The organism is Novipirellula galeiformis, assembly GCF_007860095.1.
GTDB classification, from domain to species: Bacteria; Planctomycetota; Planctomycetia; order Pirellulales; family Pirellulaceae; genus Novipirellula; species Novipirellula galeiformis.
In genome coordinates this window covers 757730-784710 of sequence record NZ_SJPT01000001.1, presented here as the reverse complement: position 1 = coordinate 784710, position 26981 = coordinate 757730, and the positions used below count along the sequence as shown (strand labels likewise).

19 protein-coding genes are annotated in these 26981 nt (G+C 56.3%); 14 read left to right on the top strand and 5 right to left on the bottom strand.

The window, feature by feature from the left end:
• Positions 1 to 28 precede the first annotated feature (28 nt).
• From Pla52o_RS02740 to Pla52o_RS02705, 8 genes are all read left to right on the top strand, one after another.
• Entirely contained in the window at positions 29 to 1990 is a 1962-nt protein-coding gene (locus Pla52o_RS02740; protein WP_146593029.1) for a c-type cytochrome domain-containing protein, read from the top strand.
• Positions 1991 to 2220: 230 nt separating this feature from the next.
• Positions 2221 to 3210, top strand: coding sequence for a class I SAM-dependent methyltransferase (locus Pla52o_RS02735; protein WP_146593028.1), 990 nt, complete (start codon positions 2221 to 2223; stop codon positions 3208 to 3210).
• Positions 3211 to 3516: 306 nt separating this feature from the next.
• Positions 3517 to 3699: a 50S ribosomal protein L32 gene (rpmF, locus tag Pla52o_RS02730; protein WP_146593027.1), complete on the top strand. Its 183-nt coding sequence runs from the start codon at positions 3517 to 3519 to the stop codon at positions 3697 to 3699.
• Positions 3700 to 3785: 86 nt separating this feature from the next.
• Positions 3786 to 4712, top strand: coding sequence for an ACP S-malonyltransferase (fabD, locus tag Pla52o_RS02725; protein WP_146593026.1), 927 nt, complete (start codon positions 3786 to 3788; stop codon positions 4710 to 4712).
• A 299-nt stretch (positions 4713 to 5011) separates the two neighbouring features.
• On the top strand, positions 5012 to 5770 hold the full coding sequence (fabG, locus tag Pla52o_RS02720; RefSeq protein ID WP_146593025.1) for a 3-oxoacyl-[acyl-carrier-protein] reductase: 759 nt from the start codon (positions 5012 to 5014) through the stop codon (positions 5768 to 5770).
• A gap of 342 nt (positions 5771 to 6112) precedes the next feature.
• Entirely contained in the window at positions 6113 to 6358 is a 246-nt protein-coding gene (locus Pla52o_RS02715; protein ID WP_008708273.1) for an acyl carrier protein, read from the top strand.
• A gap of 184 nt (positions 6359 to 6542) precedes the next feature.
• Positions 6543 to 7790: a beta-ketoacyl-ACP synthase II gene (fabF, locus tag Pla52o_RS02710; protein WP_146593024.1), complete on the top strand. Its 1248-nt coding sequence runs from the start codon at positions 6543 to 6545 to the stop codon at positions 7788 to 7790.
• A 74-nt stretch (positions 7791 to 7864) separates the two neighbouring features.
• Positions 7865 to 8716: a hypothetical protein gene (locus Pla52o_RS02705; protein WP_146593523.1), complete on the top strand. Its 852-nt coding sequence runs from the start codon at positions 7865 to 7867 to the stop codon at positions 8714 to 8716.
• 64 nt (positions 8717 to 8780) lie between these two features.
• On the opposite strand, the gene Pla52o_RS02700 is transcribed toward Pla52o_RS02705, so the two are convergent.
• Positions 8781 to 10118 (bottom strand): class II 3-deoxy-7-phosphoheptulonate synthase, encoded by a 1338-nt coding sequence (locus Pla52o_RS02700; protein ID WP_146593023.1) that lies wholly within the window; start codon positions 10116 to 10118, stop codon positions 8781 to 8783.
• A gap of 386 nt (positions 10119 to 10504) precedes the next feature.
• Here Pla52o_RS02700 and Pla52o_RS02695 point away from each other — a divergent pair, with 386 nt between their 5' ends.
• Together Pla52o_RS02695 and Pla52o_RS02690 are read left to right on the top strand one after the other, a co-directional pair.
• A complete protein-coding gene (locus Pla52o_RS02695) occupies positions 10505 to 12952 on the top strand; it encodes a DUF1549 domain-containing protein (protein WP_146593022.1) in 2448 nt (815 codons plus the stop codon).
• Positions 12953 to 13024: 72 nt separating this feature from the next.
• Positions 13025 to 14479, top strand: coding sequence for a DUF1501 domain-containing protein (locus tag Pla52o_RS02690; protein ID WP_146593021.1), 1455 nt, complete (start codon positions 13025 to 13027; stop codon positions 14477 to 14479).
• Between the two features lie 290 nt (positions 14480 to 14769).
• Here Pla52o_RS02690 and Pla52o_RS02685 read toward each other — a convergent pair whose 3' ends face one another.
• From Pla52o_RS02685 to Pla52o_RS02670, 4 genes are all read right to left on the bottom strand, one after another.
• On the bottom strand, positions 14770 to 16167 hold the full coding sequence (locus tag Pla52o_RS02685) for a sulfatase (RefSeq protein WP_231612101.1): 1398 nt from the start codon (positions 16165 to 16167) through the stop codon (positions 14770 to 14772).
• Between the two features lie 1208 nt (positions 16168 to 17375).
• Positions 17376 to 18593 (bottom strand): hypothetical protein, encoded by a 1218-nt coding sequence (locus Pla52o_RS02680; RefSeq protein WP_146593019.1) that lies wholly within the window; start codon positions 18591 to 18593, stop codon positions 17376 to 17378.
• A gap of 244 nt (positions 18594 to 18837) precedes the next feature.
• Positions 18838 to 20118 (bottom strand): ATP-dependent Clp protease ATP-binding subunit ClpX, encoded by a 1281-nt coding sequence (gene clpX / locus Pla52o_RS02675; protein WP_146593018.1) that lies wholly within the window; start codon positions 20116 to 20118, stop codon positions 18838 to 18840.
• Between the two features lie 525 nt (positions 20119 to 20643).
• Positions 20644 to 20931, bottom strand: coding sequence for a hypothetical protein (locus tag Pla52o_RS02670; RefSeq protein ID WP_146593017.1), 288 nt, complete (start codon positions 20929 to 20931; stop codon positions 20644 to 20646).
• Between the two features lie 429 nt (positions 20932 to 21360).
• On the opposite strand from Pla52o_RS02670, the gene thiL reads away from it, so the two are divergent.
• The 4 genes from thiL to Pla52o_RS02650 all read left to right on the top strand — a co-directional run bounded on the left by thiL (position 21361) and on the right by Pla52o_RS02650 (position 26943).
• Positions 21361 to 22263, top strand: a complete 903-nt coding sequence (gene thiL / locus Pla52o_RS02665; protein ID WP_146593016.1) for a thiamine-phosphate kinase — start codon at positions 21361 to 21363, stop codon at positions 22261 to 22263.
• A gap of 125 nt (positions 22264 to 22388) precedes the next feature.
• The gene (locus Pla52o_RS02660) at positions 22389 to 23855 is read left to right on the top strand and encodes a sulfatase (protein ID WP_146593015.1); all 1467 of its coding nucleotides are present in this window, start codon (positions 22389 to 22391) and stop codon (positions 23853 to 23855) included.
• A gap of 592 nt (positions 23856 to 24447) precedes the next feature.
• Complete coding sequence (locus tag Pla52o_RS02655) at positions 24448 to 25512, top strand: formylglycine-generating enzyme family protein (RefSeq protein ID WP_146593014.1); 1065 nt, start codon at positions 24448 to 24450, stop codon at positions 25510 to 25512.
• Positions 25513 to 25560: 48 nt separating this feature from the next.
• Complete coding sequence (locus Pla52o_RS02650) at positions 25561 to 26943, top strand: Gfo/Idh/MocA family protein (RefSeq protein WP_146593013.1); 1383 nt, start codon at positions 25561 to 25563, stop codon at positions 26941 to 26943.
• Positions 26944 to 26981: the final 38 nt, after the last annotated feature.

The following is a 26981-nucleotide window of genomic DNA, read 5'->3' as shown; positions in this document are numbered from 1 at the left end:
CCCGTATCCTCGCCTTGGTTCTTTACAGATGCGTTATCTGGTCTTATCTGTCTTACTATTTTCGGCCCTGATTCTGGGAGCGACATCGCGTGCTGCGGAGCTAAATGCCCGCGAAAAACAGCTGGTCAATACGGTCAACCAGACCCTCCGCACGGCGGGGGCGGAATACAAAGCGGGCAATTTCGCCGCTTCGGCTGAGGCGATCGAACGCGCGATGACGCAAATCGAAATTGGCATGAAGGTCGGCTCCACGGAATTGTTCGACGCCCTCGAACCGTCCATGAAGCGAATTTCCACCGCGCATGCGATGCTTGAACTCGAAGGCGCCCCGGTACCTCCGTTTCGTCGTCCGGCTCGCCCCAGCGGAGAAGCGTCCGATACCGAGATGGCTGCCGAGAAAAACGCGACCGAGCCGATGAAAAGTCCGCAGCCCGGTCAGCCCCCCGCCGCGGCGGACTTCACCGCAGGGATCAGCTTCACGAAGCACGTCTCCCCGATCCTGGTCGGCCGCTGTGGCAATTGCCACGTCACCGGATCCAAGGGAGGATTCAACATGGGGAACTACCAAGCATTGATGAAAGGCTCTAAAGCGGGTGCCGTTGTCTTTGCTGGGGATGTCCTCAATAGCGTTTTAGTCGAGGTGATCGAATCGGGAGCGATGCCGCCCAACGGAAGCGTCCCGCCGCAAGAGCTACTCACACTCAAGACATGGATCAATGCCGGCGCGAAGTTCGACGGGAACGATCCCACCGCCCCGCTCACCGCAGGTGCTGGCGTGGCCCCGGTCGATGCGCCGATGAAAACGGCGATGCCGGAAATCAAACAGGCGACGGGGAAAGAAACGGTCAGCTTTGCGGGCGACATCGCTCCGCTGCTGGTCGAAGGCTGCACAGGTTGCCACATCGATGCGATGCAGACGCGTGGAGGGCTACGAATCGAGACATTCGCTCGCATGATGCGAGGCGGCGACAGCGGTGCAATGATCACTCCAGGCAACGCGGCGGACAGTTTGTTGATCAAAAAATTGCGTGGGACCGTCGGCGATCGCATGCCAGCCGGAGGACGCCCTGCGTTTTCCGAAGACGCGATTCAATTGATTTCGACTTGGATCAACGAAGGCGCTACGCTCGATGGTGCCAGCAAGGATCAACGGCTCGACGTGATGAGCAAATTGGCCTGGATGTCCCAAGCCTCCCCCAGCGAAATTAGTGCGAAACGAGAGGAAGATGCCCAAGACAACTTAAAACTCGTCAACGCCAGTGGGGGTGAAATGCACTCGGTCGCGACCGACCACTTCTTTGTGACCGGAACGGCTTCCAAAGCGACGATGGAATTGGTCGCATCGAAAGCCGAAGAACAAATCAAATGGGCCAAGACGGTGGTGACCGCGCCCGACGGGGAAGAGTATTTTCATGGCAAAGCAACAATTTTTGTGATGCCTCGGCGCTATGACTACAGCGAATTTGCCAAGATGATCGAGGCTCGCGACGTGCCTTCCCACTGGAACGGTCACTGGAAGTTCGATGGCATCAATGCCTACATCGCGATCGTCGCGACCGACCGCGACAGCGACGAAGAGATCCAAACCCGACTCATCTCGCCCATCGTCAGCCTTGCGGTGGCGACTCGCGGGATCGACGTCCCACGCTGGTTTGCCGAAGGGGTAGGGGTGAGCGTTTTCGCGAAATCGGGGACGAAAATCGATCGCGATGCCAAGCGCCGCGAAGACGCTGAGATCTTCGCCGCGGTGGTGGCGGTGAAGGATGCAAAACAGTTTCTCGATGAAAAACTCAAACCCGAACAAACCGATCGCATTGGTATGGCGATCGCCACCTCGATGATGGATCGCACTCGCCGCAAAAGCTTTGACGCATTGATTCGGAACCTGAACGAAGGCCAACCGTTTGAGCAAGCTTTCCAAACGGCGTTCCGAGCCGTGCCGGCCGCGTACATCACCCAATGGCTTAATTGGACCAAAGGGCAGGGCTAGCCTGGACGGGGCTGGACTGGACGGGGCTGGACTGGATTGGGCTGATCGCAATCAGGATTGAGCTGATGCTGATCGCAATGGTGATAGCCCAAGTTCGCGTCGCCGGGTAGCGGCGTGAGTCACCCGCGCGCCGTAAACTTCGTCTGCCTCGGCTTGGAATGGAACGCGTTTCGCTTCAGAATCACCGTTTCGCTGCTCCCATCCGCTCCCCCATCTGCGACACGCAAACGATGACTTCGAGAGACAAGACTCTAGACCAATATCACGAGCTCATGCAGATCAACGCGGTCTCGCATTTGCTTCGCGCCGCACGCGAAACCGGATTATTGGACCAACTTCGCGGCGGGCAACACACCGCGGAACAACTTTGCAACACGCTTTCGCTGGTCCCCAAACCAACGCAATTGCTGTTGGACGCCTTGAATGCGATTGGGATCGTTGAGAAGTACGATGATGACTACGCATTGTCCCAAGCGGCCCAGTTGTTATGCCAATACGACAAAGACCTAGGCGACCATCGCTGGGCAAAGCTGAGCACGCGCATGCTGGGAAAACAAACGCGAACCAGCGTGGGCGGCACCGAGTACTTTGACCAAACCGCTGCGACTCAGTGGGTACACACCCCAGCGGCGATGCAAGCTGCCGAAATGCTGAACGTTGGTGGCGAGGGGGAAGTTGCGGGCCCGAAAATTCTTGACCTCGGTTGTGGTTCCGCCGTCTGGAGCTGCGCGATGGCACATCGAGATGCCCAGGCCACGATCACCGCGGTGGACTTCCCCGGTCCCCTCACCGCGTCCAAAAGCATGGCAGAATCGATCGGTTTGAGCGAGCGATTTACCGCAATCGAAGCCGATCCAGCCTCCACCGAACTGACTGCGAAGCCACCGCTGGCGAACGATTTCGACATTGTCTTGGTGGCCCAGCGGTTATTTGCTCTAACTCCCCCCGAACAAACACAATTGCTAAACCAAGCGGTTTCCTGCTTGCGACCGGGCGGACGACTGGTCGTGATTGATTTGTTTCGCGGGCCGACGAAGCCCAATTTGTCGGAAAGCACCGAGGCATTGAAGCTGGAAATCGAGACGCCCGGCGGAGCAATGAAGACGCTCAAGGAAGCCGAATCTCTACTGACCGATGCGGGAGTCGGGAAAATCCAGTTCACGTTTATCGCGGCAACCCGAGTGAACTTGGGGATGATGGTCGCATTCAAACCGGCTTAGAGGGCGGCCCCAGCAAGCGAACGCCCCCTCCGCAGCGGGAAGCAACTCGGCATTAACGATGCATTTCGAGGGTCTGGTTTGCGGATCTCCTCGGCCAAATTGTCTGCCTGTCCAGCTCCCGCAACGCGATCAACCGCTACAAACGGTCCAAAAACGAGGCTCTCAACCCCCGATTCGGGATTATCTTGCACCATTTAGGCCAAATTCAGAAGAAAGGCCCCGTGCCGCGTTGACGATCCTACATGAAAGTTCCTACGATACGCCGCTCGATTCCATCTAAAACCTGCTACTTATGGACCCCCAGCGATGGCTGTCCCAAAAAGAAAACATTCCAATAGCCGTACCGGCAAACGCCGATCCCACGACCGCGTCAAGAAGCGCCAAGTTGCCTATTGCCCACAATGCAGTTCTGCCGTGCCAACGCACGTGATCTGTCCAAAGTGTGGGTATTACCAAGGCCGCACGGTCGTCGAATCGACTAGCGAATAAAACTCGATAAATTCGTTCGACGAGTAAGTATCACTTGACGCGTGACCTTGTTACCAAGGTCGCTGCATCTCGGAGAAGGGGCTACTGTGGCGCTCAACGTTGACTCTGTTGCTATTCTATTCCCGGGCCAAGGTGCTCAGAATATCGGCATGGGCCGATGGCTGTGCGAAAATTACCCACAGGCTCGTGCTCGCTATGACGCGGCCTCGGAAATCCTTGGCTACGATCTGGCGGCACTTTCCTTTGAAGGCCCCGAAGACAAGCTAAACGCGACCGAATTTTGCCAACCGGCACTTTTCGTCGTGGGCATGGCGGCGGCCGAAGTGTTGCTTAGCGAACGCCCCGAGCTTTCCGATTCGATCAAAGCAACCGCGGGGCTAAGCCTCGGTGAATACACCGCGGTCTGTTTCGCCGGTGGCATCCAATTCGAAGACGCGGTTCGACTCGTCCAACGTCGTGGCGAAGCGATGCAAGCTGCCTCCGATGCCGCTGAAAGCGGGATGGCAAGCATCCTTGGCTTGGACCTGGAAACCGCGCAAGCGGTTTGCGATGAGTGCCGCCAAGGTGACGAGGTACTGCAACCGGCCAACCTGCTGTGCCCCGGGAACATTGCGATTTCCGGACACGTTTCGGCATTGAAACGCGTCGAGCCAGTCGCCAAAAACGCGGGCGCGATGAAGACGATCCGACTGAGCGTTGCCGGAGCCTTCCACACGCCGCTAATGCAGTCGGCGGTAGCGAAACTTGGTGAAGCGCTCGAGGCGATTGAGATCCAAGACACGCGAATCCCAGTCTACAGCAACGTGGATGCGGCCCCACATCAATCCGCAGCCGAGATCAAAAATCTACTGAGCCGACAAGTCGTCAACCCAGTCCTGTGGGAAGCGTCGGTCCGCAAGATGATGGACGACGGCATCGAGGGATTCCTGGAAGCCGGCACCGGTCGAGTCCTGCAGGGCACCTTGAAGCGAATCCATCGCAAACTCGCCACCGAAGGTTTTGGGGACGGTTGAGCACTCCCAGACGCCCTGAGCACCGGTGCTGAAACCTTGCGTCAACGGTGCTAGCGGCGTTTTTGCCCCAAGTTTGCGGATCGGTTGCTCATCCTTTCAGCTCGTATCGACCGCAAGCACACAACCGCACCCTCCGAAATTTCGAGCCAACCGGCCAAGGCGAATGCCGTTACGATGGCTTGCTTCCCGGCAAAGGCTTGGGAATCACCACAAAATCAAGACTGCGGGCAGATTCGGCTAGGCCCACGATCACCCGCTCCACGCTCACTTACTCTTTGATCTAGAAAGACAAACGCATCATGCAATTATCTATCGCAGTGGACCTGAAAGGCCAAGTGGCGATCGTCACCGGAGCATCCCAAGGACTTGGTAAAGCCGTTGCCGTCGCGTTGGCCCAGAACGGGGCCCACGTTGTCTGTTTGGCGAGAAACGCCGACAAACTGGCATCGACGGTCAGCGAGATCGAAGCTGCCGGTGGCTCGGCCGAGGCAATGTCGGTCGACGTTACCGATCGCGCAGCGGCCGCCGCAGCGATCGAAGACACCGCTAAAAAGCACGGTCGACTCGACATTCTGGTCAATAACGCCGGAATTACCCGCGACAAATTGATGCGGGGCATGTCCGACGAAGAATGGGACGACGTGATTGCCACGAACCTGACAAGCTGCTTCGTATGCTGTCGCGCCGCGGCTGGTTTGATGCGGAAAAAGAAGTATGGCCGAATTATCAACATGGCCAGTATCTCGGGAATGATCGGAAACCCAGGTCAAGCCAACTACTCGGCTAGCAAAGCGGGGATGATTGCACTGACTCGCACTCTCAGCAAAGAGCTAGTGAGCCGCGGTGTCACCGTCAACGCCATCGCTCCTGGATTCATCGCCAGCGAGATGACAGCGGAACTGGGTGACGTTGTGCTCGCGGAGGTTCAGAAGCGAATTCCTGCGAAACGAGTCGGCCAACCCGAAGAAGTTGCGGCTGCGGTATTATTCCTCGCAGCCAAGGACGCAGGCTACATTTCGGGTCAAACCATCGTCGTCGACGGCGGCATGATTGGCTAAGCGGCAAAACCGCCGCCGCGTCCCCCCCTCGTTGCATAAGAAGGGCCAAACCGGCGATCAATCCTTAGCCTGATTGATTGCCTTTGCGAAAATCACAATACTTCCACCTTGTAGAGCCTATCGGTGTATTGACGTGATTTAGCTTTTTGACCTATCTTTTCGGCGAATGCATTGGTCGCCGCCGGGCTCTAAACCTTGGAACAAGGCTAGGCCCATAAAACGGAGCCGGCAATGAAAATTGAGCCTTCGTAAAGACCGGATGGGTAGACTCGAGTTATCTCGGGTCCCCCCTCATCCCATTTACCCTAACAAACTTGCTGACATTTCCCCCGGAGATAGCCCATGGCTAGCGTCGAAGAACGCGTTGTCGATATCGTTGCTGAACAACTTGGCGTCGACAAAGACAAGATTACTCGAGAAACTTCCTTCGTGAACGATCTCGGTGCTGATTCACTGGACACCGTGGAACTTGTGATGGAACTCGAAGAAGAGTTCGACATTAGTATTCCCGACGAAGCCGCTGAGAAAATCCAAAAGGTGGGTGAGGCAGTCGACTTTATCGAGAACGCCAAAGGTGATGACGCCTAAGGCTGTCTGTGTTTGATGGCCGGCTTCGTTCCGTTCCAGCAATGTTAACCAACAATTCGATTGTTGACGCTCTTGCCGCCCGTGAGATGTCGGTGTAACCCCATTTTGGTTCACCTCACATGTCGAGGCGGCATTTATTTTATCTTCTCATCTTATTCCTCCTTAACCTCCACAGGCCTTCTTGATGCAAGCCCGGTCGGAACGTCGCATCGTAATTACTGGACTTGGTGTGGTCTCGCCACTCGCAGTGGACGTCCCGCAATTTTGGGAACGGTTAACTGCGGGCGAATCGGGGATCCACGACCTCACCACGCTCGACACTAGCCAATACAAAGTTCACTTTGGTGGTGACATTCCTGATTTTGATGTCACGGGCGTGGTCGATCATCGCGAAGCGAAACGACTCGATCGGTTCACTCAGTTCGCGGTCCACGCCGCTGCGCAAGCGATCACCGACGCAGCGATTGACTTTACTGCCTTGGATCGACACAAATGTGGCGTGATCCTCGGTTCAGGCATCGGCGGCCTCGGCGAAATTGAGGTCCAGATCGAGAAAATGATCACCAAGGGACCTGATCGCGTCAGCCCCTTCACGGTTCCCAAGATGATGTTGAACGCCGCCGGTGGCAACATCTCGATCACTCACGGGCTGAAAGGCCCCAACTTTGCGGTCGCAACCGCTTGCGCCAGTGCGACCAACGCCATGGGCGAAGCGATGCGCAGCATCCAACTCGGCGAAACCGACTTGGTGATCACAGGCGGTACCGAAGCTGCAATCACGCGAATGGGACTGGCCGCATTCCAAAACATGAAGGCGCTCTCGACTCGCAACGACAATCCGGCGGCGGCGAGTCGCCCGTTTGATGCCAATCGCGATGGCTTCGTGCTCGGCGAGGGCGCCGGAGTCTTGGTCTTCGAAGAACTTGAACACGCCCGTGCACGCGGCGCTCGAATCTACGCCGAGATCATTGGCTACGGCACGACCAGCGATGCAGGACACATCACCGCGCCCGATCCCGCCGGGCTGGGCGCCGCCGCTGCCATGCAAGCGGCGATCGACGATGCCGGAATCGAGCCAGCCTCGATTGACTACATCAATGCCCACGGCACCAGCACGCCACTTGGGGATAAGGCGGAAACGCAAGCGATCAAGACGGTCTTTGGCGAGCACGCTTACCAAACCTCGATCAGTAGCACCAAGAGCTCGCTGGGGCATTCGCTCGGAGCCAGTGGCGGAATCGAAGCGGTTATCCTGTGCAAAACCATTGAAAATTCGCTGATCGCGCCGACAATCAATTATGACACGCCCGACCCCGCTTGCGATTTGGACTACACCCCGAACGTTGCGAAGCAACGTGACGTCCACGTTGCAATGAGCAATAGCTTCGGCTTCGGCGGCCATAATGCGTGTGTCGTCTTCCGCAAACTGTAGACCTCGCCATTGCCATGGAAACGGCGCTTTAGGACATCGCTATGACCGCTGCGCCCGAGCCCCCATCGCCCGCCTTGTTGGATCGCACGGAATACATCGAACAAGGCTATCTGTTTCAATTGCTAAAAGAACGCATTGGCGAAAACATGCCAATGCAAGAGCTGTTGGAACAGACACGCTTCGAGCTACTCGCGACGACGAAATTGCCGATGGCCGTCGAGTACTTGCTCACCGAACTGAAGCACTCCGGCACAATGGCTCCCGCGATGCGCAAGCTAAGCCATTACTTCAACACGTTTCAAACGTACTTGATCGAAGAAGCGGAGAGCGAAACCGGCCGGTTCACGATCGGAATCGCGCTGCATATCCTCGAAGCCGATGCCAAGTATCGCGCGACCGAAGCAACGCCGGCAGGACTATTCCTGTTCCAATTCGAAGCCCTTTGTCGCAACCGACTCAACTACGACAAAGGCTTGACTGCGGTAAGCTCCGATCCGATGTATGACTCTACGTGGGCAAAGTGGATCTTGCTGGTCCGCGCTCAAGTGGGACTGATTGACTTCGGCGACCTGATGTTCCTGGCCAGCGATGACTATCGCAACCGTTTGCTCGAGGCGGGGCAATCGCTCGATGACAAAGGCCCATTTCTGTTTGGCCAGAAAGAGGGGCGAATCGCCTTCGGCAATCGCCGCAAAGAGCCCCTCTATCTGTTCGCCGCGATGCAGCGGCATCTCGGCTACCCCGCCGTCCCTCGCCTGAAGAAGGCGAGCCGTGATCACGAGATCATTCCACAATTGGCTCGCCGCATCGAACGCCTCGAGTCACGCATCAAGTTGCTTGAAGAGGAACAGCGAGGCGGCATGGATATCACCAAGTTCTACGAGAAGAACAAGGCCAAGCTTAAGCTTCCCGAAGTCGACGAATGATTCACTGGCCCCGTCACCACAGGCGTCGAGCTTTGCGACGACACCGACGGCTTTGCAAAACCGCTCACGATCCTCTCGCCTGACCCGCGATCTGAAACGCGATCTCCATCGCTTGCTCGTAGTTCAGCCGAGGATCCACGTTGCTCTCGTACGCGGTCGCTAGATCGGTGGAACTTAGCCCTCCAGCCCCGCCGATGCACTCGGTGACGTTGTTGCCGGTCAACTCTAAATGAATCCCGCCGACGACCGTGCCGTGTTGAGCATGAATGGCGAATGAGTCGCGCACCTCGTCCAAAATTTGATCAAAGTGGCGTGTCTTGATTCCCTCGGCCGTGGTGATCGTGTTGCCATGCATCGGATCAACGGACCACAACACCGGCTGCTTTGACGATTGCACCGCCGCGATCAACGGTGGCAGCGAGGACTGGATTTGGCTCGCTCCGAAGCGACAGATCAAGGTCATCCGCCCCGCTTCGCGATCAGGATTGAGCACCTCGAGCAACTCCCGCAAACCGTCGGGCGTCATGCTCGGTCCAACTTTGACACCAATCGGATTCTTAATGCCCCGACAATATTCGATGTGCGCTCCGTCGATAGCCCGAGTGCGATCGCCGATCCAGGGAAAGTGGGTGCCGAGGTTGTACCAACCGCTGCGGCCAATCGCACGCCGCGTCAATGATGCTTCGTAGGCGAGCAACAACGCTTCGTGCGATGTGTAAAAATCGACCCGAGACAACTCGGCCCGTGTCACGCCGCCGAGCACATCCAAGAAATTCAACGAGTCCCCAATCCCTCGCACCATTTGATGATACTCGTCCGAACGAGAGGACAACGTAACAAAATCGAGCTCCCAGTTTTCGGGATGCTTCAAGTCAGCGAAGCCACCTTCGGTCAACGCGCGGAGATAGTTCAACGTTTGAGCCGATCGATCATACGCAGTGAGCAAATTCTCAGGGCGCGGTTGGCGATCTTCGCTAGTGAAGGGACTGCGATTGACACAATCACCTCGGTACGACGGCAACGAGACCCCATCACGTATTTCGAGATCATTAGAGCGAGGTTTGGCATATTGGCCCGCGATCCGCCCCACCCGAATGATCGGCTTTTTCAACCCATACACCAACACCAAACTCATCTGAAGCAGGACCTTCAACTTCTTTTCAATGGGGTCGGCACGACATGCATCGAAACTCTCGCTACAGTCTCCGCCCTGCAACAAAAACGCATCCCCATTGGCCGCCAGCGCGAGCTGAGTCTTCAATCGCTCGACCTCCCACCCGGTGACCAGGGGTGGACGCTCCCCTAAACGCTGAACGACCTCGTCAAACGCCGCAGAATCTCCGTACGTCGGCTGCTGTAACGTCGGTTTGGATTTCCAAGAAGTGGGCTCCCAGTCGCTCATCCGAATCTTTCTTTCCCTGCCGCGGTATTGCCATTGGGGCACCCCCAATCGGCTAAATCGTGCGACAATTTTCTCCAATTCCCGTTTGCTGCCTAGGCGACGCCCCGGCTGTATTTATCCACCGCGTCACGCCGCGGCGATTGCCGAATCCGCAAGAAACCCCATCGATTCCAACCTGGCGTGCTCCACACCAGTACAATGAGATGTTGTCCATCAGGGTCGTTTGCCACCCGTGCTCGCCCCTCCGTGCTCGCCCCTCTGTGCTCGCCCCCCACAGCCGCTTCGACGCGTCCCCCTTCGACACAGCCGCTTCGACACAGGCCCCTTCGTCCCCCTTCGTCGCTTGTTCATTTTACGCTCGCCCTTCCCCCACTTCATTGCTAACGATGTGCCAAACACGCTCGCGATTTCGCATTGCCGCCGCGTTTCTAGCGCTGATCATCGCCAGCTCGGGCGACACGACCCGCGGTCAGGAGCCCGTCGATTTCGTTCATGAAATCGTGCCGATCTTGCAGCGGAACTGTGTCATTTGTCACGGCGGACGCGAGGCCGAAGGCGATTTTTCGCTCAATACGCGCAGCTCCGCTCTCGATTCCGGCATGCTCGAGCCGAATGCCTCGTCCAGCTCCGAGCTGGTTCGGTTGATCACATCCCAAGACCCCGCGATCCAAATGCCACCGCCGGATCGGCCTCGTTTGACCACGCCGGAGACGGCGTTGATTCGCCGCTGGATCGATGAGGGGATGCCCTGGGACGAAGACTTTACGTTTGCCATCCAAAGCTACGAACCGCCGCTACGGCCGCGCAAACCGGAGCTCCCCCCCAGCGTCGATGGACGCGACCATCCGCTGGATCGCATTCTCGATGCGGACCAAGCGGCACACGGCACACCACGCCTCGCGCCGATCGAAGACTCCGTCTTCTTTCGCCGCGTCCACTTAGACCTCATCGGTCTGCTCCCCACGCCCGCTGCGCTTGCCACGTTTCTTGAGGATCCCTCACCCGATAAACGGACACGCTTAGTCGATGAACTGCTCTCACGCGAGATTGATTACGCCGATCATTGGTTGACGTTCTACAACGATCTGCTGCGCAATGATTACAGCGGCACCGGGTTTATCACCCAAGGTCGTCGACAAATCAGTCACTGGCTTTACACCGCGTTAGTCGAAAACAAACCCTTCGATCAACTCACTCGCGAATTGGTCGCCCCCACATCGGACGAAACTCGCGGCTACATCGACGGCATCAAATGGCGAGGCACCGTCAGCGCGGGACAGACCCTTGAAATTCAATTCGCGCAAAGCATCTCGCAATCGTTTCTCGGCATCAACATGAAGTGTGCTTCGTGCCACGACAGCTTCATCGATCGTTGGACACTCAAAGACGCCTACGGGCTGGCTGCGATCTACGCCGAAACGCCACTTGAGTTGTATCGCTGTGACAAGCCAACTGGCGAAACACAGCAAGCGTCATGGTTGTTCCCAGAACTCGGACAAATCGATGCATCAGCCCCGCGTCAAGAAAGACTTGCCCAACTCGCCCAATTGCTTACGCATCCCGAGAACGGCCGGTTCACTCGCACGATTGTCAATCGGCTGTGGTACCGTTTGATGGGCCGGGGGATTGTTCAGCCGTTGGACGCGATGCAATCCAAACCATGGAGCGAGGACCTGCTGGATTACCTCGCCGTTCATCTTGCTGAAAACCAGTACGATGTGAAAGCGACTTTGCGTTTGATCGCCACTTCGGCAGCCTACCAATCGAAAACCGAAGTCACGCGTGACGAGTCTCGCAGTGAAGACTATGTTTACCGCGGACCACGGGCGCGCCGCATGACTGCCGAGCAATTCATGGACGCCGTGTGGCAATTGACCCACAGCGCGCCACAAAAGTTTGACGCCCCTGTCAAACGCAGCATTGATGACTCACCGATCCGCGATGTCACCACGCCCACCGCCGCCTGGATTTGGGGTGGTCCCGATGGGCAAACCGCTGCGGCAAACCAAGAACTCCTGATTCGTAAACGCTTTCGATTAACCAGCGATGTGGACTACAGCGGCTCCGTTGTGACGTGCGACAACGAATTCACGCTCTACGTCAATGGAACCAAGGCGAGTGCGTCGAAGGACTGGACGACGCTGGTGTCGGTGGAACTTGCCGGTTTATTGCGACCGGGCGAAAACGAGCTGTTATTTCATGTCAAAAACGCGGGGGACGCCCCCAACCCCGCGGGCTTATTTTTCGCCGCCAATCTCGCTCTTGCCGATGGCAGCCAACTCTCTTTGGCAACGGATGATTCATGGCAATGGAATCCGGAAATTCCGGCCGCCGAAAAATCGCAGCTCACTTCGCCCAGCGACGGATGGAACGCCGTCTCGATCGTGACGCCCGTCGCCGGCTGGAGCGAATTGATCCAGCGTGCCGCTGCGGCAACGCTGGAAAACATCACGCAGCACCCCCGCAAACGACCGATGGTGCGAGCGTCGTTGATGAAGAATAACGCTTTGATGCAATCGCTCGGCCGTCCCCTTCGCGACCAAATTGTCTCGATGCGTCCGACGACGCTCACCACACTCGAGGCGATTGATCTAGCGAATGACGCCTCGCTCGCAGACTCGTTTTCCCAAGGCGCTCGGCACTGGTTAACGCAAGAGTGGTCCTCGACCGACGCCTTGGTACGTCATTTGTTTCAGTACGCCCTGACGCGTAACCCCACCGACACGGAAGCCAGCCTGTTCCAAAGCGCACTCGGTGCTTCTCCTAGCCAAGCAGCGGTCGAAGATGCGTTGTGGGCGATTTGCATGCTGCCCGAGTTCATGTTGATTCGCTAAGGACGACCGATTTTGCGGGACGTCCACCGCCTCTCCCTCCACGTATTTGCCAACACTATCGGAGTCAACCTGATGCATTTTTCCGACGATCCGAACCGCCCCCAATCGCTCGTTCGCCGTGATTTCTTGCGTCAACTTTCCGCTGCGTCGCTGGCCGCGATGGCGAGCGCTGCGCCCCGGCAATGCGCTTCGGCAACGGAGGTCATCACACACCCCGAGCCGACGGCCGACGCCTGTATCTTGGTCTGGTTGGCCGGTGGTATGGCGGCCCCAGACACGTTCGATCCTAAACGGTACCACGCATTTGAAAAGGGATTGCCGGTGGCCGACATGCTCAGCACGTTCCCGGCCATTGATACTGCGGTCGACTCGATCAAGATTTGCGAAGGCTTAGAGAACATTGCGGGCGTGATGGATCGAGGCACACTGATTCGCTCGCACGTCCAACCCGACCTCGGCAGCATCCTGCACTCACGCCACCAATACCACTGGCACACCGGTTACGTGCCGCCTCAAACGGTCGCGGCTCCCCACATTGGATCATGGATGGCTCGCGTACTGGGCTCGCGAAACGAGGTGATGCCGGCGTTTGTTAACATTGGACAACGCTTGGAAGGAGTGGGTGAAAGCGAGGAGCTCAAAGCCTTCACCACGGCCGGTTTCTTTGGCAGCGAATACGGGCCGATGAACTTGCCCTATCCCGACCGCGCCGCGGTCTCGGTGCGTCCCCCGCAAGGGATGCAGGCCCAGCGGTTTGCCAACCGCAATCGGTTGTTTCGTAAACTGGTCGACCACAGCCCCCAGCGTGAGTTCCTCAGCGATTACCATCAAGAATCGATGCTGCGCTCCCTGGACAACGCCTATCGGCTGCTCAGCTCGAAAGAACGTGAGGCTTTTGATATTACGCTTGAACCGGATGAGATTTCCGAAAAGTACGGCGACACACGCTTTGGCCAAGGATGTTTACTGGCCCGACGCTTGGTCGAAGCGGGGACGCGATTTGTAGAGGTCACCACCGAGTACGTTCCGTTTCTGCACTTCGACACGCACAATGACGGGCACACGACGATGGCGCGGATGCATCGCGAGATCGATCAACCGATCGCTCAATTGATTCTCGATTTAGAGCAGCGTCAATTGCTCGACCGGACCCTCGTGATCGTGGCATCGGAGTTCAGTCGCGATGCGCTCATGGAAGGGCAACCCGGATCCGACGCCAGAGATCAAGCGCGTGACAAGGTCGATGTGCTCGGCGAAATGAAGCATTACGGATTGCACCGACATTTCACTGGCGGATCGAGTGTGCTGATGTTCGGGGGCGGCATGAAGCCAGGATTCTTGTATGGCGCCACCGCACCGGAGCGTCCTTTGGTCGCGGTGGAAGATCCCGTTTCGATCTCCGATTTGCACGCCACGATCATGACGGCGATGGGCATCAGCCCGCGCACCGGATTTGATATCGAGTCTCGCCCGTTCTATGTCACCGAAGACGGCAAAGGCCGCGCCGTCGACGCCCTATTTGCTTAAAGAGTGCATTCGTTCAAAAGCACAACCAACTCCTAATCCCATCTGCCTAACCGCATTCGACGGGAGCCAAGCGGAGAAGATTAGGATTAGGATTACGATTGAGAATCAAACCCAGGCAAAGTGTTTTGGTTCCGCCTCCCGCACGCCAACGGCGTTGAATGACCGAGCCCGGGCCAAGGATTTGCGAGCCGCAGTAGGACTAATCTGACACCCCCGAAAAAGTACTCTGTCCCCGGTAATCCCTCTGTCCCCGGTAATCCGTCCCCGGTGCTCCCGCTTTTAACTCTCCATTAATCCAGCCGAGCATCCAACTGGTTAGAAAGCGTTTCCACAAGAAGTGAATTTTCGCTGGCAATATTCTCGGTCTCTTTGGCCGCTGAACCGTGGTCGTAAAGTTCAACATGACCATTCTTGTGACGTATCAAGCGGTGAGTTTCTGTGCGTATCGTTTTTGCCGACCTAAAATATGAAAATGCCGGATGCCCCGCGGACTTTGGGTCGTCCAGGATCGGCTTGAGGGAAACGCCGTCGACGAAATCGGGCGTTGGCAACCCCGTCAACTCACACAAGGTCGGAAAGATATCGAGCGTTTCAACCATCGCATTTGTTGGCTCGCCGCCCTGCGCAATTTCGGGATAGGAAATGATCAAAGGCGAATGCAATGACTCCTCGAACAAAGCGTGCTTGCCCCAAATGGCGTGTTCTCCCAGATGCCAACCATGGTCACCCCACAAAACAACGATTGTGTTCTTGTCCGCGCCCGTTGTCCGAAGTCGATCCATCAATTTACCCACCTGTGCGTCAGCGTAACTAACACACGCGGCATAGTGCTTGCGAACTTCGATCGCGTATTCAGCATCCGTGTTGGGATCTCTACCGCCACGATCGTACTTGTAAAACTCACCCGACTTATGCCAAGTTGTTTTGCCCTTCGGTTTTTGGGGATGGGCGGTGGGCGGCATCTCGGTATCGGCATAGTGTTGCAGATACTTAGCCGGTGCACCGAAAGGAAGATGTGGACGAAGTATCCCAACGGCTAAAAAGAATGGCTTCTCTTTTTCTGCGGTTACTAAATCCATCTGACGAAGAGCTTCATCAATTGAAACTCCGTCGGGATAAATCGAGTCAGGACCTTCAGTCGACTGCATCACATGCATCGAGATGGTTCCGTCTTCTCTCGTCTCGTCATTGCGAATTTCGCCGTTGGCCAAACCATGCATCCAACCCCGTGGATCTTGCCAGGGGCCTGGCGTCAATAGATGCCTGTCCCATGAATCGGGTAACTCTAGAACAGAAGACTTGTCCCATCGATCGCCACCTCGTCCGCCTGGATGGTGAGAAACTTTTCCAACCGACACCGTGGTGTAGCCATTTTGTCGAAACCACGCTGGCATGCTAGGCGAGATACGGCCAGGATTCTCGAGCAAACTCTTCGCGCGTTCGAACAATGCGTTATTGCTTGAACCGCCGTACGTCCCGGTCAGTAACGCATATCGAGACGCGCCGCATGTTGGCGATTGAACATAATGACGAGCAAACCTTCTTCCCTGCGATGCAAGCCGATCAATGTTAGGAGAATGAATGTACTCCGCGCCAAAACAACGAAGCTCCGGCCTCAAATCATCAACGCAAACGAGCAGAACGTTAGGTCGTGACTCGTCTGCGATAATGGCGGACGACGAGAGCAAAAGAAAAACGCACGATTGAATCAAGAAACCCTGGATCAAGAAACGAAGATTGCGGTGGGCAAAAGGGAATGCGTTTGTCCTGACGCCGTTCTTACTTTTCATGGCTGATTCTCACTTACCAAACACGCTCAATGAACAACCGCTTCGTAGGTGCGTTAAGACTATCAGAAGACCGGATTTCAATGCTGAAGTTTATTGCCCCCAAATATGGACATCAACAAAAAGTTGCAAGGTTTTCGCGACCTCGGTATCCGCAGTCTGCGGTGAACTGAAAAGGGAATGCAAAGGGACATAGCACTTTTCCTGCGTATCTATGCCCACCACGACAGGGCTACCCTTGGAAACTCGGCGAACCTTTGGCGGCCGTTGAATTCAATCGGCTGGAGCTTACGAATCCGTCGGCGTTAATTAACCGAGCCCAGGTCAAGCCTTTGCGAGCCGCAGCAGGGTGAGCGGCAATCTTGGGCTGGGTTGGCCCCCGAGCACGGTTTCGCCGCCTGAGTCGATACTGAGTCGCGTTGCCAGCATCTTCGCAGTTTAGCGGGCCAATCCATCAAAACCGCCAGCAGGGATGCTCTGACACCCCCAAAAATTCGCTCTGTCCCCGGTGCTCGCGGTTCCGGTGCTCGCGAAAATTTGCTCTGTCCCCGGTGGTCCGTCCCCGGTGGTCCCCGCCTAAGTGATGCCGTTGTCGCGATCCGTGCCGGATATCTTTTCCCGCGTTTAGAACGATCGCCCGCGGCAGTATCGAAACGCTTATCAGATCGATGCTCTGTTAGAGAGAACACAGGCTTCTAGAATCATCAACTTGCAGGTTCCCTCTTCCACTTTGGCGAAACAAGACTCAAGTGCCACCTACGGCATCTGCGTTTTCTTCGGCGCCCCGGTGAAAACCGAATGCAAAGCCAGCCCCGGTCTCAGTCTTCCCAATTTCCGAGATTTCCCACCCTCTCATTTTCTAACCTTCTCGTCCGGCGACCCTATTTGTATCGTGCCAACAACTTGCATCTCTGCCACGGGCATCTTCATTCAAATCGAGATCGTGAGCCATTGGATACAACCTAGCGAGGACAGAGGACAGGTTAAAAAATGGGAGGTTAAAAAATCTAATCGCACCACCAAGCAAACGGATCCCACACCTAAGCAAAGAGCAAGATTTGGGTGGATGGCATCAACTCCCCCCAAATCCCGACTCCGCCCTGGGTTAGCTACAGTGCGATCCCGATGTCGAGACCCTCTGCAATGCTGCCGCCATCATCAAGCATGTCCTTGCCGACGGAGTAAAGCGTAATCGTATCGGCGGCGACTTGCATCTTCATGGGCAAGCCAGTGTACGGATCGATCACGACGGAGTCTGGCAAATCGAGGTCGGCGAACGTGGCCCCGCGATCGCTGCCCGCTGCCTGCCAAGCTGCCAAAATCCGGATGGCTCGCGACAACGCTTGTTGACGACGCAGTGCCAAGAAGCCTTGCTGTAGTGATGGCCAAATCAAGCCCGCAAAGGTGCTCGACGTCGTCGGTCCCTCCGGAGCGATGCCGGTCGGGGCATCCGCAAACGACTCAAAATCGTGGATGGCGTCCAAATACAAAGCAAGTTCTCCGAGCATCCACTGAAATCGACTGAACGGAAGCGAGTCAAAGGATGATATCCCGAACGCGCGTTCGCTATCGAGCGAGTCAGCAAAATTTGCACGCATTGATGATTCATCGGCGCAGATGGCCAAAAACGCGGTGCGAAGTGCGGGAGACGCATCCCCGGCATCAAGGCATTTCGCCGCTAGTTCAATGCCTTGAGCGTAACACGCCGTCGCGATCAAGTGACTGACCAAGAGCGGCTGACGTGCAACATGCTGGCTCCAATTCAAGATGGCGATCGCATCCCGGAGTGCCTCATCGGTGTCCCCCGCTGCCAACGACATCAATCCATGTGCGTATAACGCGCGAACGATCGTGCGCGGCGAAACCTTGGGGTTGATGAGTTGGTCCGCCATTGCCGAAGGTTCGCCCAAATCGTTGGAATCGAGCTGATAGGCGGGTAATTCCGACGCGGCACGCAGTGCGTCATTGAGCTCAGGAAATTCCTGCGCAACGCTTTTCGCAACACGGATCGTGGCTGCGTTCCGTTGAGTTTCGGTTTCGGTTTCGGTTTCAATTTGGGCGATGGCTTCTGCAGACAATCGATCGAACTTGCGGAGTGGATCATCGTAGTGCTGCACCACTTTCGCCGCGTTCTGTGCAGCGGGGACGGGGGATGGTTTTAGATCTTGAATGGAGATCGGTTTGCCGGATTCACGTAGGGGCGCCAGCCGTGCCTCGACTTCGCGTGCCGCTCGCCAAGTCGCAAAAGCGACGATCAGGATCATGACAGAAATGACCAACAGGAGGCTGATCGCCGTCCGTTTGAAAAGCTTTTTTAGACGTATCACGGAATCACTCGGCGTTGATGTTCAGCAAGATGGCGATGATCAAGATCGAGGTACGAACGCATCGCCACTTATCCATTCGTGAGGTTGGCCGAGCTTCGTTCAAATCATTTTACCGTGATCTTTGCCCCTACGGCTTATCCACATCACGACAAAACGCCATTGCATCCCTCGTGGGCTGCAATGGCGTTTTCAGTTCGCTGTGAATCGTGATGTGACGCTTTATTCGTGGCCGCGTGACCGCGGCTTACGCGCTTTTGGTCGTGGGCATCTGGAACAACTTGCGTGATCCGCTGACCACGGTTTCGTCGATCGTGTAGACGCTGCCCGCTTCTTGGCCTGGCAGATCGTACATGATGTCGAGCATGACTTCTTCGAGAATGCCTCGTAGCCCGCGAGCTCCGACCCCTTTCTCGAGGGCTCGTGCGGCGACCATGTGAAGCGCCCCATCGGTGAACTTCAGTTCGCAGTTCTCCATTTTGAAGAGGGCTTGGTACTGTTTGACCAAGGCGTTCTTGGGCTCCTTCATCACTCGTACCAAACCTTCTTCATCGAGCGGTTGCAGGTAGCTGACCACTGGCAATCGTCCGATCAACTCGGGGATCAAACCGAATTGCAAGATGTCTTCGGTTTGCACGTTGGCGAGCAAGTCCGAATCGGTCATTTCGTTGCGATGTCCTGCACCTCCACCGAAACCAAGGGTACGATGTCCCATGCGTTTGCGGATAATGTCTTCGATTCCGACAAACGTTCCACCGACGATAAACAAGATGTTACTTGTATCGAGTTGGATGTACTGTTGCTCGGGATGCTTACGTCCACCTTGGGGCGGCACGTTTGCGACGGTACCTTCGAGCATCTTCAACAGGCTTTGCTGAACTCCTTCGCCCGAAACGTCACGAGTGATCGAGACATTGGCACTGGTTTTCCCAATCTTGTCGACTTCGTCGATGTAGAGAATACCTCGCTGAGCGGCTTCGACGTCGAAATCGGCGGCGTGCAGCAACTTCAGCAATAGGTTCTCAACATCTTCTCCCACGTAACCGGCTTCGGTTAGCGTGGTGGCATCGCCGATGGCGAAGGGAACGTTCAACATGCGAGCGAGCGAACGAGCGAGCAATGTTTTCCCGCTGCCGGTCGGTCCGGCCAACAGAATGTTGCTCTTTTCGATCTCAACGTCCGAGTTGCCTTCCCACTCGCTATTCAGGCGTTTGTAGTGGTTGTGGACGGCGACTGCCAAAACACGCTTCGCCGAACCTTGCCCGATCACATATTGATCGAGGTGCTCGACAATGTCCTTGGGTGCAGGGATCTCGCTAAAGAGCGACTTGCTAGGCCCACGTCGACGCTGTTCTTGATCAAGGATCGACTGGCACAGCTCGATACACTCGCCACAGATGTATACGTCACCTGGGCCTTCGACGAGCGGTCCAACATCCCGGTAACTCTTGCGACAAAAGGAACAGAAGGCATTCTTTTTGTTGGTCGAAGTTCCACGACGCGAAGTTGGGGTTTCTTTCGAGGTCATACACGGCTCCTGGTTGAGTTGTTGGTCTGGTTGCGATGTGATAAACGACTAACGCGCGTTTCATGAGCCTTCGCTCCGCGCTCGCCGCAGATCGCACCGACGTGAGATCAACAACGCGTCAAACGGTTAGGGCCACGGGCTCGAATGCTTTTGGTGATGTCTTTGTCGACCTCCATGTTGACACCCCAAAGGGTGCAACCAGGTCAATAAAAACTGACACCGCTAGGTCATCCGTTTCCTCGAAAGACTCGAGCCGATTGTGGTTTGATTCTAATTAAACGAAATATATGTTTTCCGATTGAACGCCCCCATGGATAGGGAAGGGTCATTCGTTCGAAAAGATTGTCTCGAGAGGTCAGCCTCGTAAACCAACACAAGGCAACACGTTTCATTCTTAGAGCGGTGTTGCTTGCCGAGCATTGATTCCGAATTCTCTGCACCGAGCGTTGTTATCGAATCGGCTACCTCAAGAGGCGGCTTGATTCGATAACGGGAAAGGAGTCTCGGATCGATTGTTCAGATCACTCAGGCCTCGGCGGCTCCCTCGTCCTGAGGACGAGAAGGCTCGCTTTGGATTCGGTCTGCAAGTTGACGTCGGGTTGTCGTTTCTATAGTTCGGTATTCTGCTTCGCTGATGTCACCCCGGAGATGCATTTCTTTCAAATTTGCTAGCGTATCGCAGGCTGTATCCCGGTCGTTGGCGTTGTAGCCCCGATAGCTTGACACAAGATAAAATGCCGCCGCAATCAGGATGCATAGGATCAGAAGGGAAAGCCCAGCTTGTACGGTCGTGTTGAGAAAAATATCAGGCATAACCGGTAATTCCCCGCTCCATGAACTCGTTGGCAATTTGAGGACAGCGTGTTTCGCAAATCCGTCGGTCTGATGGACCCAGTGGTTGGTTGGGGGACATTCGAATAATAGGAGTGTCTAGTAGGGCTGGTCCAGCGTTTTTGCTCAGAACTGCCCTGTTTTTCCAGTTTCACACAAAATCGAGAAATGTTCCACAGGCGGGGGAGGGGAAAGTGGGGAGCTGGGAGTTGGGAGTGAGGAGAAGGGGAGTGGGCGGCTTGATGGGATTGTGTGTTGCCGAGCGACGGGGGACACTTCTGGGCGTAAGCCCCCGGTTTTAAGCGGGGTTTAACACAAATGCCTCGTTTTAACGCTCGCAACCGGCGGTTTTGCGAGCCCACAGACCGTGCCCGAACGCCAATCTCCCCTCTAAAAACACGCTAATTGAACATGGAACAGTCTTTTCTCGCTTATCTCCGCGGCCGTTGCCGCTCGCTTCCGCAAGTCACCGTTGGCATTGGGGATGACGCCGCCGTGATGGAGCCCCCTGCGGCAAACTTAATCGCGTGTACGGACCAGATTATTGACGGCGTCGACTTTGTCTCTGCGGAACATTCCTACGCCGATGCAGGCTACAAAGCGATGGCGATCAACCTCAGCGACATCGCGGCGATGGGGGCCGTGCCGACTTCGGCGCTCGTCACCCTAGCCCTTCCCAAACAAAACGCGACGCGCATTGCCGGAGAGGTGTACGAAGGAATTCTGCAAGCGGCTGCGGAGTTCCAAGTCGCCATCGCCGGCGGCGACCTCTCGACCTACGACGGCCCGCTCGCCGTCAACATCACGCTGCTCGGCAATGTCCCTGCGGGAAATCCGTGGCTCCGAAGTGGCGCTCAGGAGAACGACGCCGTGCTGGTGACCGGTTTTGTCGGTGGCAGCATTCGGGGCCGACACTTGCGTCCCACCCCGAGAGTCGAGTTTGCCAACCGATTGCGTGAACAGGTCGACGTGCATGCCGCGATCGACATTAGCGATGGACTCTCGTTGGATCTCGATCGACTGTGCGCCTCCAGCGGCGTTGGGGTGGAATTGAATATCACTGCGATCCCCATTCACGATGACGCAATCATCCTGGCCGAACAAACCGGCCGTACCCCGTTTGAGCATGCTTGGAGCGATGGCGAAGACTTTGAGTTGATCCTGACGATGAGCCAATCCGATGCCGACAAGGTGTTAGCGATGGACCACGAATGCGAACTGACTCAAATCGGCACCATCCTGGGACGCACCGGTTTATGGAAGCGTCAGGAAACCAAACTGGTTCGCCTCTCTCCGCAAGGCTACATTCACTAAACGCCTCTCTGTAAACCTCAAAAAAAACCGCGGCTAGCGCCGTCGGATCGGGGTTTTCGGTTAGGTTTGAACTACCATCCGTGTTTAAACACAGTGAGCCTCTCCCTCTCACCCCCATACACTCCATGCCCACCTCTCCGATTCGCCTACTCGCAGTTTCACTCGGAATCATCTGCTTCGGATTTCAATCGCTGACCCAGGCTGCCGATGAAGCGACGCCCAACGCACAGCCCAAGTACAACGTGTTGTTCATCATTGCGGATGACTTAACGTCAACCGCATTGTCGTGTTATGGGAACACGGTCTGCGAAACACCCAACATTGACGCGTTGGCCGAGCGTGGGACTCGATTCACGCAAGCCTATTGCCAAGCCACTTACTGTGGTCCTTCGCGAGCTTCGTTTATGTCGGGCTACTACCCTCATGCAACAGGGGTATTGGGCTACAAGAGCCCGCGACCTCAGATTGGTGACCGGGCGACATGGTCGGAACACTTCAAGGACCGCGGTTATTACTCGGCCCGCGTCAGCAAGATTTTTCACATGGGGGTGCCCGGCGGTATCGAAAGCGGAGGCAATGAAGCCGATGACGCTCGTTCGTGGAGCGAACGCTTCAATAGCCCTGGACCGGAATGGAAAGCGCCCGGTGATGGAGAAACACTCGAACGCAATCCTGACGGTAAAAAACCGGTGGTCGGCGGAAACACCTTCGTCGTCGTCGAAGCCGATGGAGACGACATGGTGCACAGCGATGGCAAAACGTCCGCCAAAGCCGTTGAATTGATCCAACAACACCGCGACACCCCATTTTGGTTGGGCGTTGGCTTCGTTCGCCCCCATGTGCCGTTTGTTGCCCCACGCGCCTACTACGAACCTTTCAAGCCCTTCGACAGCATGGTGTTGCCCGAAAAAATCGCTGGCGACTGGGACGATATTCCCAAACCAGGGATCAACTACAAAACGAGTCAGAACATGCAAATGGATGTTCGCCGACAAAAAAAAGCCATGGGCGGTTACTATGCTTCGGTGGCATTCATGGATGCCCAAGTCGGCAAGGTGATCGCGGCGCTCGATGCCGCGGGGTTGAGAGACAACACGATCGTGATCTTCACCAGCGATCATGGCTACCATCTAGGCGAACACGATTTCTGGGCCAAAGTCAGCCTCCGCGACGAGTCGGCATCGGTGCCGCTGATCATCAGCGTTCCGGGTAAGCAACCTGCGGTTTGCCACAGTCTCGTCGAATTGATTGACTTGTATCCCACGACGGCTGCGCTGTGCGGCATGCCAATCCCCGAGCGTCTGCAAGGCCAAGACATCTCGGCAATGTTAGACGATCCGAGTGTCACCGTGCGTGAAGCAGCGTTCAGTGTGGCACCGAGCCGAAAGGGATTTCTATTGCGAGAGCAGGATTGGGCCTACCTGCAATACAACGAAGATGCCTCGGGGGGAATCGAATTGTTCGACGTCCGCCGCGACCCCAAGCAATACAATAATCTGGCAGCGGACGAAGCCTATGCTGCCGTAGTCGAAGGATTCAAACAAAAGCTCGCCGCCCGACTCGCCGAAGTCCGTGACAACGATCTTCCCTAACCTAGCTTCGGAAGCAGTCGCAACAACTTGCGTCCCCCTCCCTGCGTCCCCCTCCCTACGTCAGCGGAGAGAGTCGAAAACCCAGCCTTCCACGAGATCTTCGCACGAGGGGCCGGTGAGGCTGAACTGGCACGTGGTCATCGCTAGTCCCCTGCGGCCCCGCGGCCCCACCGGTGAACTTGCTCGGCTCGTTCGGACCTGCGCATCACTCGTTTCGCAGAAGGTGAAGCACACGAGAGCCATTTGACAAATGCTCTGGGATTTAGGCCGTAGCTGCGTTCGCCAGAACGGGGGCCCACCGTCAGGCGACGGTAGAGCTACAGCAAAATGCTAAATGCTCTAACCCTCTCCCTTGGAAGGGCTTAAAAGTCGCACGCGTCGCGCCGCTGGGAAAGGTGACTCGCGTCTGCGACCTCACCGCGCGAAAGTGGGACCTCGCCACGCGAAAGATCGCGACTGCAGCTGCAGCCCAGCCCCCCCACGCCGCGAGCGCTACCAAAGTCGATCGCATTCGACACACACCGCTCGAAGTGGTGGCTATAATGGCGAACGTCCAGTGCCCTTCACCTCCTACCTTAACTACGCCCGAACGATGCTTTCGCCCCCCCAAACCCAATCCCTGCTCGCGGCGGTCGTCGCTTTGGCGATCGCGTTTTCCCATCACCCCAGCACTGCAAACGACGCTGTGTTGGAGGTTCCGGACGCTGTCGCGAAGGCCCCCGCGGAGATGAAACGGTACGCCGAACCGATCGAGCATACTGAATTAGCGATCGAAATGGTTCCGATCAAAGGGGGCACGTTTACGATGGGGACGCCCGAGAGCGAAGCGGATCGCAACGAGGACGAAGGGCCGCAGCATGAAGTCACAGTCGATCCCTTTTGGATGGGCAAGTACGAAATCACGTGGGACCAATACGATGTCTGGAGCGAGCAGATGGATCAACGACGTCGTCAGATGTTGTCGATCCCCGCCTCCCCACGCGACGCACTTGTCGATGGCGTTTCCAAACCGACCGAACCTTACACCGACATGAGTTTTGGGATGGGCAAGGAACGCTATCCCGCGATCAGCATGACGCAACACGCGGCACGCACGTTTTGCAAATGGTTATCGGCAAAAACAGGCCGTTACTATCGCTTGCCCACCGAGGCGGAATGGGAGTACGCCGCTCGTGCGGGAACTCAAACCGCCTACTCGTTCGGCGATGATCCCGAACAACTTGATGACTACGCGTGGTATTTTGACAACAGCGATGACGCGTATCACGAAGTCGGTCAAAAGAAACCCAATCCATGGGGACTGTACGACATGCACGGCAACGTTGCCGAATGGGTGCTCGATCAATACGTTGCCGACTTCTATTCGCAGAACCCCAAAATCAAAAATCCGTTGGCGATCCCCAGCACACTGTATCCACGCGTCGTACGCGGTGGCGGTTGGGACGATGACCCCGACATGCTTCGCTGCGGCGTTCGCGAAGGATCCAGCGAAGAGTGGAAAGAGCAAGACCCTCAACTTCCTCAAAGCATCTGGTATCTGACCGACGCCCAGGGCGTCGGTTTTCGCGTGGTCCGTCCGCTGGTCGAGCCTTCGGCCGAAGAAAAGACCAACAAGTGGGACAACACAGCGCCCGAGCAAAAAGATCCCGTAGAATAGTCAACACTAAGTCTCCGTTTACCTCTCTCCTCCCCCCGGAACGCTGATATGAAATTGGAAAACGAGTCCCGCGGTTCGTCACGTCGCGAATTTCTGAAAAGCAGTAGCCAAGTCGCTGCAGCCACGACCCTGGTTGCCGCGTCGGCTCAGCACGTGCACGCGGCCGAGGACAATACGATCCGCGTTGCCTTGGTTGGCTGTGGAGGCCGTGGTACCGGGGCGGCGCTCAACGCGTTGTCGGTCGACAATGGCCCGATCCAATTAGTCGCATTGGCGGACGTCTTTGAAACCAATCTCAAGAGCACTCACACCGCGCTGTCCAAGCACAAGGACGTCGGTAGCAAAGTCGATGTTCCCGAAGAACGCCAATTCATTGGTTTTGATGGTTACAAGAAGGCGATCGATTGTCTGCGTCCCGGTGACATCGCCATTTTCGCAACCCCGCCTGCATTCCGCTGGGTGCATTACGGCTACGCCATCGAGAAGGGGGTTCACGTGTTCATGGAGAAACCGGTCACGATCGATGCACCGACCTCCGCACGCATGCTAGAGATCAACAAGAAAGCGTTAGACAAGAACTTGAAGGTCGGCGTCGGATTGATGTGCCGTCACTGCAAAGTTCGCCAAGAGTTGTTCGATCGCATTCAGAACGGTGAAATTGGCGACGTTTCCCTGCTGCGTGCTTACCGGATGGCGGGGCCCACCGCATCGGCGGCCGTGCCGCCCAACACCACCGATCTAAGTGAGCTGCAGTACCAAATCAAGAATTTCCATGGCTTCCTATGGCTTAGCGGTGGTGCGGTCAGCGACTTCTTGATTCACAACATCGACGAAGCCTGTTGGATGAAAAACGAATGGCCGGTCCGCGTCCATGCGGTCGGCGGCCGTCATTACCGTGGCGACATGATCGACCAAAACTTTGATTCGTACGGAATGGAATACACCTTCGCCGACGGGACCAAATTGTTGGTTGACGGACGAACGATTGCCGGTTGCAAACAGGAATTTGCCACGTACGCCCATGGCAGCAAGGGATTGGCGGTGGTTTCTTCGGCGGCGCACACGCCTGCGAAGAGCCGAATTTATGCAGGGCACAACATGGACAAAGGCAAACTGTTGTGGGATTGGCCCGAACGCGAAGAGAACCCGTACCAATTGGAATGGGCGGATTTGATCGCGGCGATTCGCAACGACACGCCTTACAACGAAGTGGAGCGAGGCGTGATGGCCAGCGCGGTCACGTCGATGGGACGCATGGCGGCTCACACCGGGCAAGAGATCACGCTTGAGAAATTCATGAGCCACGATCATGAGTTCGCACCAAACATCGCCGACTTGACGCTGGATTCCGAATCGCCACTGAAAGCGAACACCGAAGGCCGCTACAGCATCCCGATGCCTGGCTTAGTCAAGAAGCAAGAGTATTTGTAGCATTGTCGGTGATCGCTCCGCGATCAAAACGCGACACC

Excerpts from the sequence above, each read along its gene's own strand:
- Pla52o_RS02740 (WP_146593029.1), top strand. The coding sequence starts at position 29 with ATGCGTTATCTGGTCTTATCTGTCTTACTATTTTCGGCCCTGATTCTG.
- Pla52o_RS02735 (WP_146593028.1), top strand. The coding sequence starts at position 2,221 with ATGACTTCGAGAGACAAGACTCTAGACCAATATCACGAGCTCATGCAG.
- rpmF (WP_146593027.1), top strand. The coding sequence starts at position 3,517 with ATGGCTGTCCCAAAAAGAAAACATTCCAATAGCCGTACCGGCAAACGC.
- fabG (WP_146593025.1), top strand. The coding sequence starts at position 5,012 with ATGCAATTATCTATCGCAGTGGACCTGAAAGGCCAAGTGGCGATCGTC.
- Pla52o_RS02715 (WP_008708273.1), top strand. The coding sequence starts at position 6,113 with ATGGCTAGCGTCGAAGAACGCGTTGTCGATATCGTTGCTGAACAACTT.
- fabF (WP_146593024.1), top strand. The coding sequence starts at position 6,543 with ATGCAAGCCCGGTCGGAACGTCGCATCGTAATTACTGGACTTGGTGTG.
- Pla52o_RS02700 (WP_146593023.1), bottom strand. The coding sequence starts at position 10,118 with ATGAGCGACTGGGAGCCCACTTCTTGGAAATCCAAACCGACGTTACAG.
- Pla52o_RS02695 (WP_146593022.1), top strand. The coding sequence starts at position 10,505 with ATGTGCCAAACACGCTCGCGATTTCGCATTGCCGCCGCGTTTCTAGCG.
- Pla52o_RS02690 (WP_146593021.1), top strand. The coding sequence starts at position 13,025 with ATGCATTTTTCCGACGATCCGAACCGCCCCCAATCGCTCGTTCGCCGT.
- clpX (WP_146593018.1), bottom strand. The coding sequence starts at position 20,118 with ATGACCTCGAAAGAAACCCCAACTTCGCGTCGTGGAACTTCGACCAAC.
- Pla52o_RS02670 (WP_146593017.1), bottom strand. The coding sequence starts at position 20,931 with ATGCCTGATATTTTTCTCAACACGACCGTACAAGCTGGGCTTTCCCTT.
- thiL (WP_146593016.1), top strand. The coding sequence starts at position 21,361 with ATGGAACAGTCTTTTCTCGCTTATCTCCGCGGCCGTTGCCGCTCGCTT.
- Pla52o_RS02660 (WP_146593015.1), top strand. The coding sequence starts at position 22,389 with ATGCCCACCTCTCCGATTCGCCTACTCGCAGTTTCACTCGGAATCATC.
- Pla52o_RS02655 (WP_146593014.1), top strand. The coding sequence starts at position 24,448 with ATGCTTTCGCCCCCCCAAACCCAATCCCTGCTCGCGGCGGTCGTCGCT.
- Pla52o_RS02650 (WP_146593013.1), top strand. The coding sequence starts at position 25,561 with ATGAAATTGGAAAACGAGTCCCGCGGTTCGTCACGTCGCGAATTTCTG.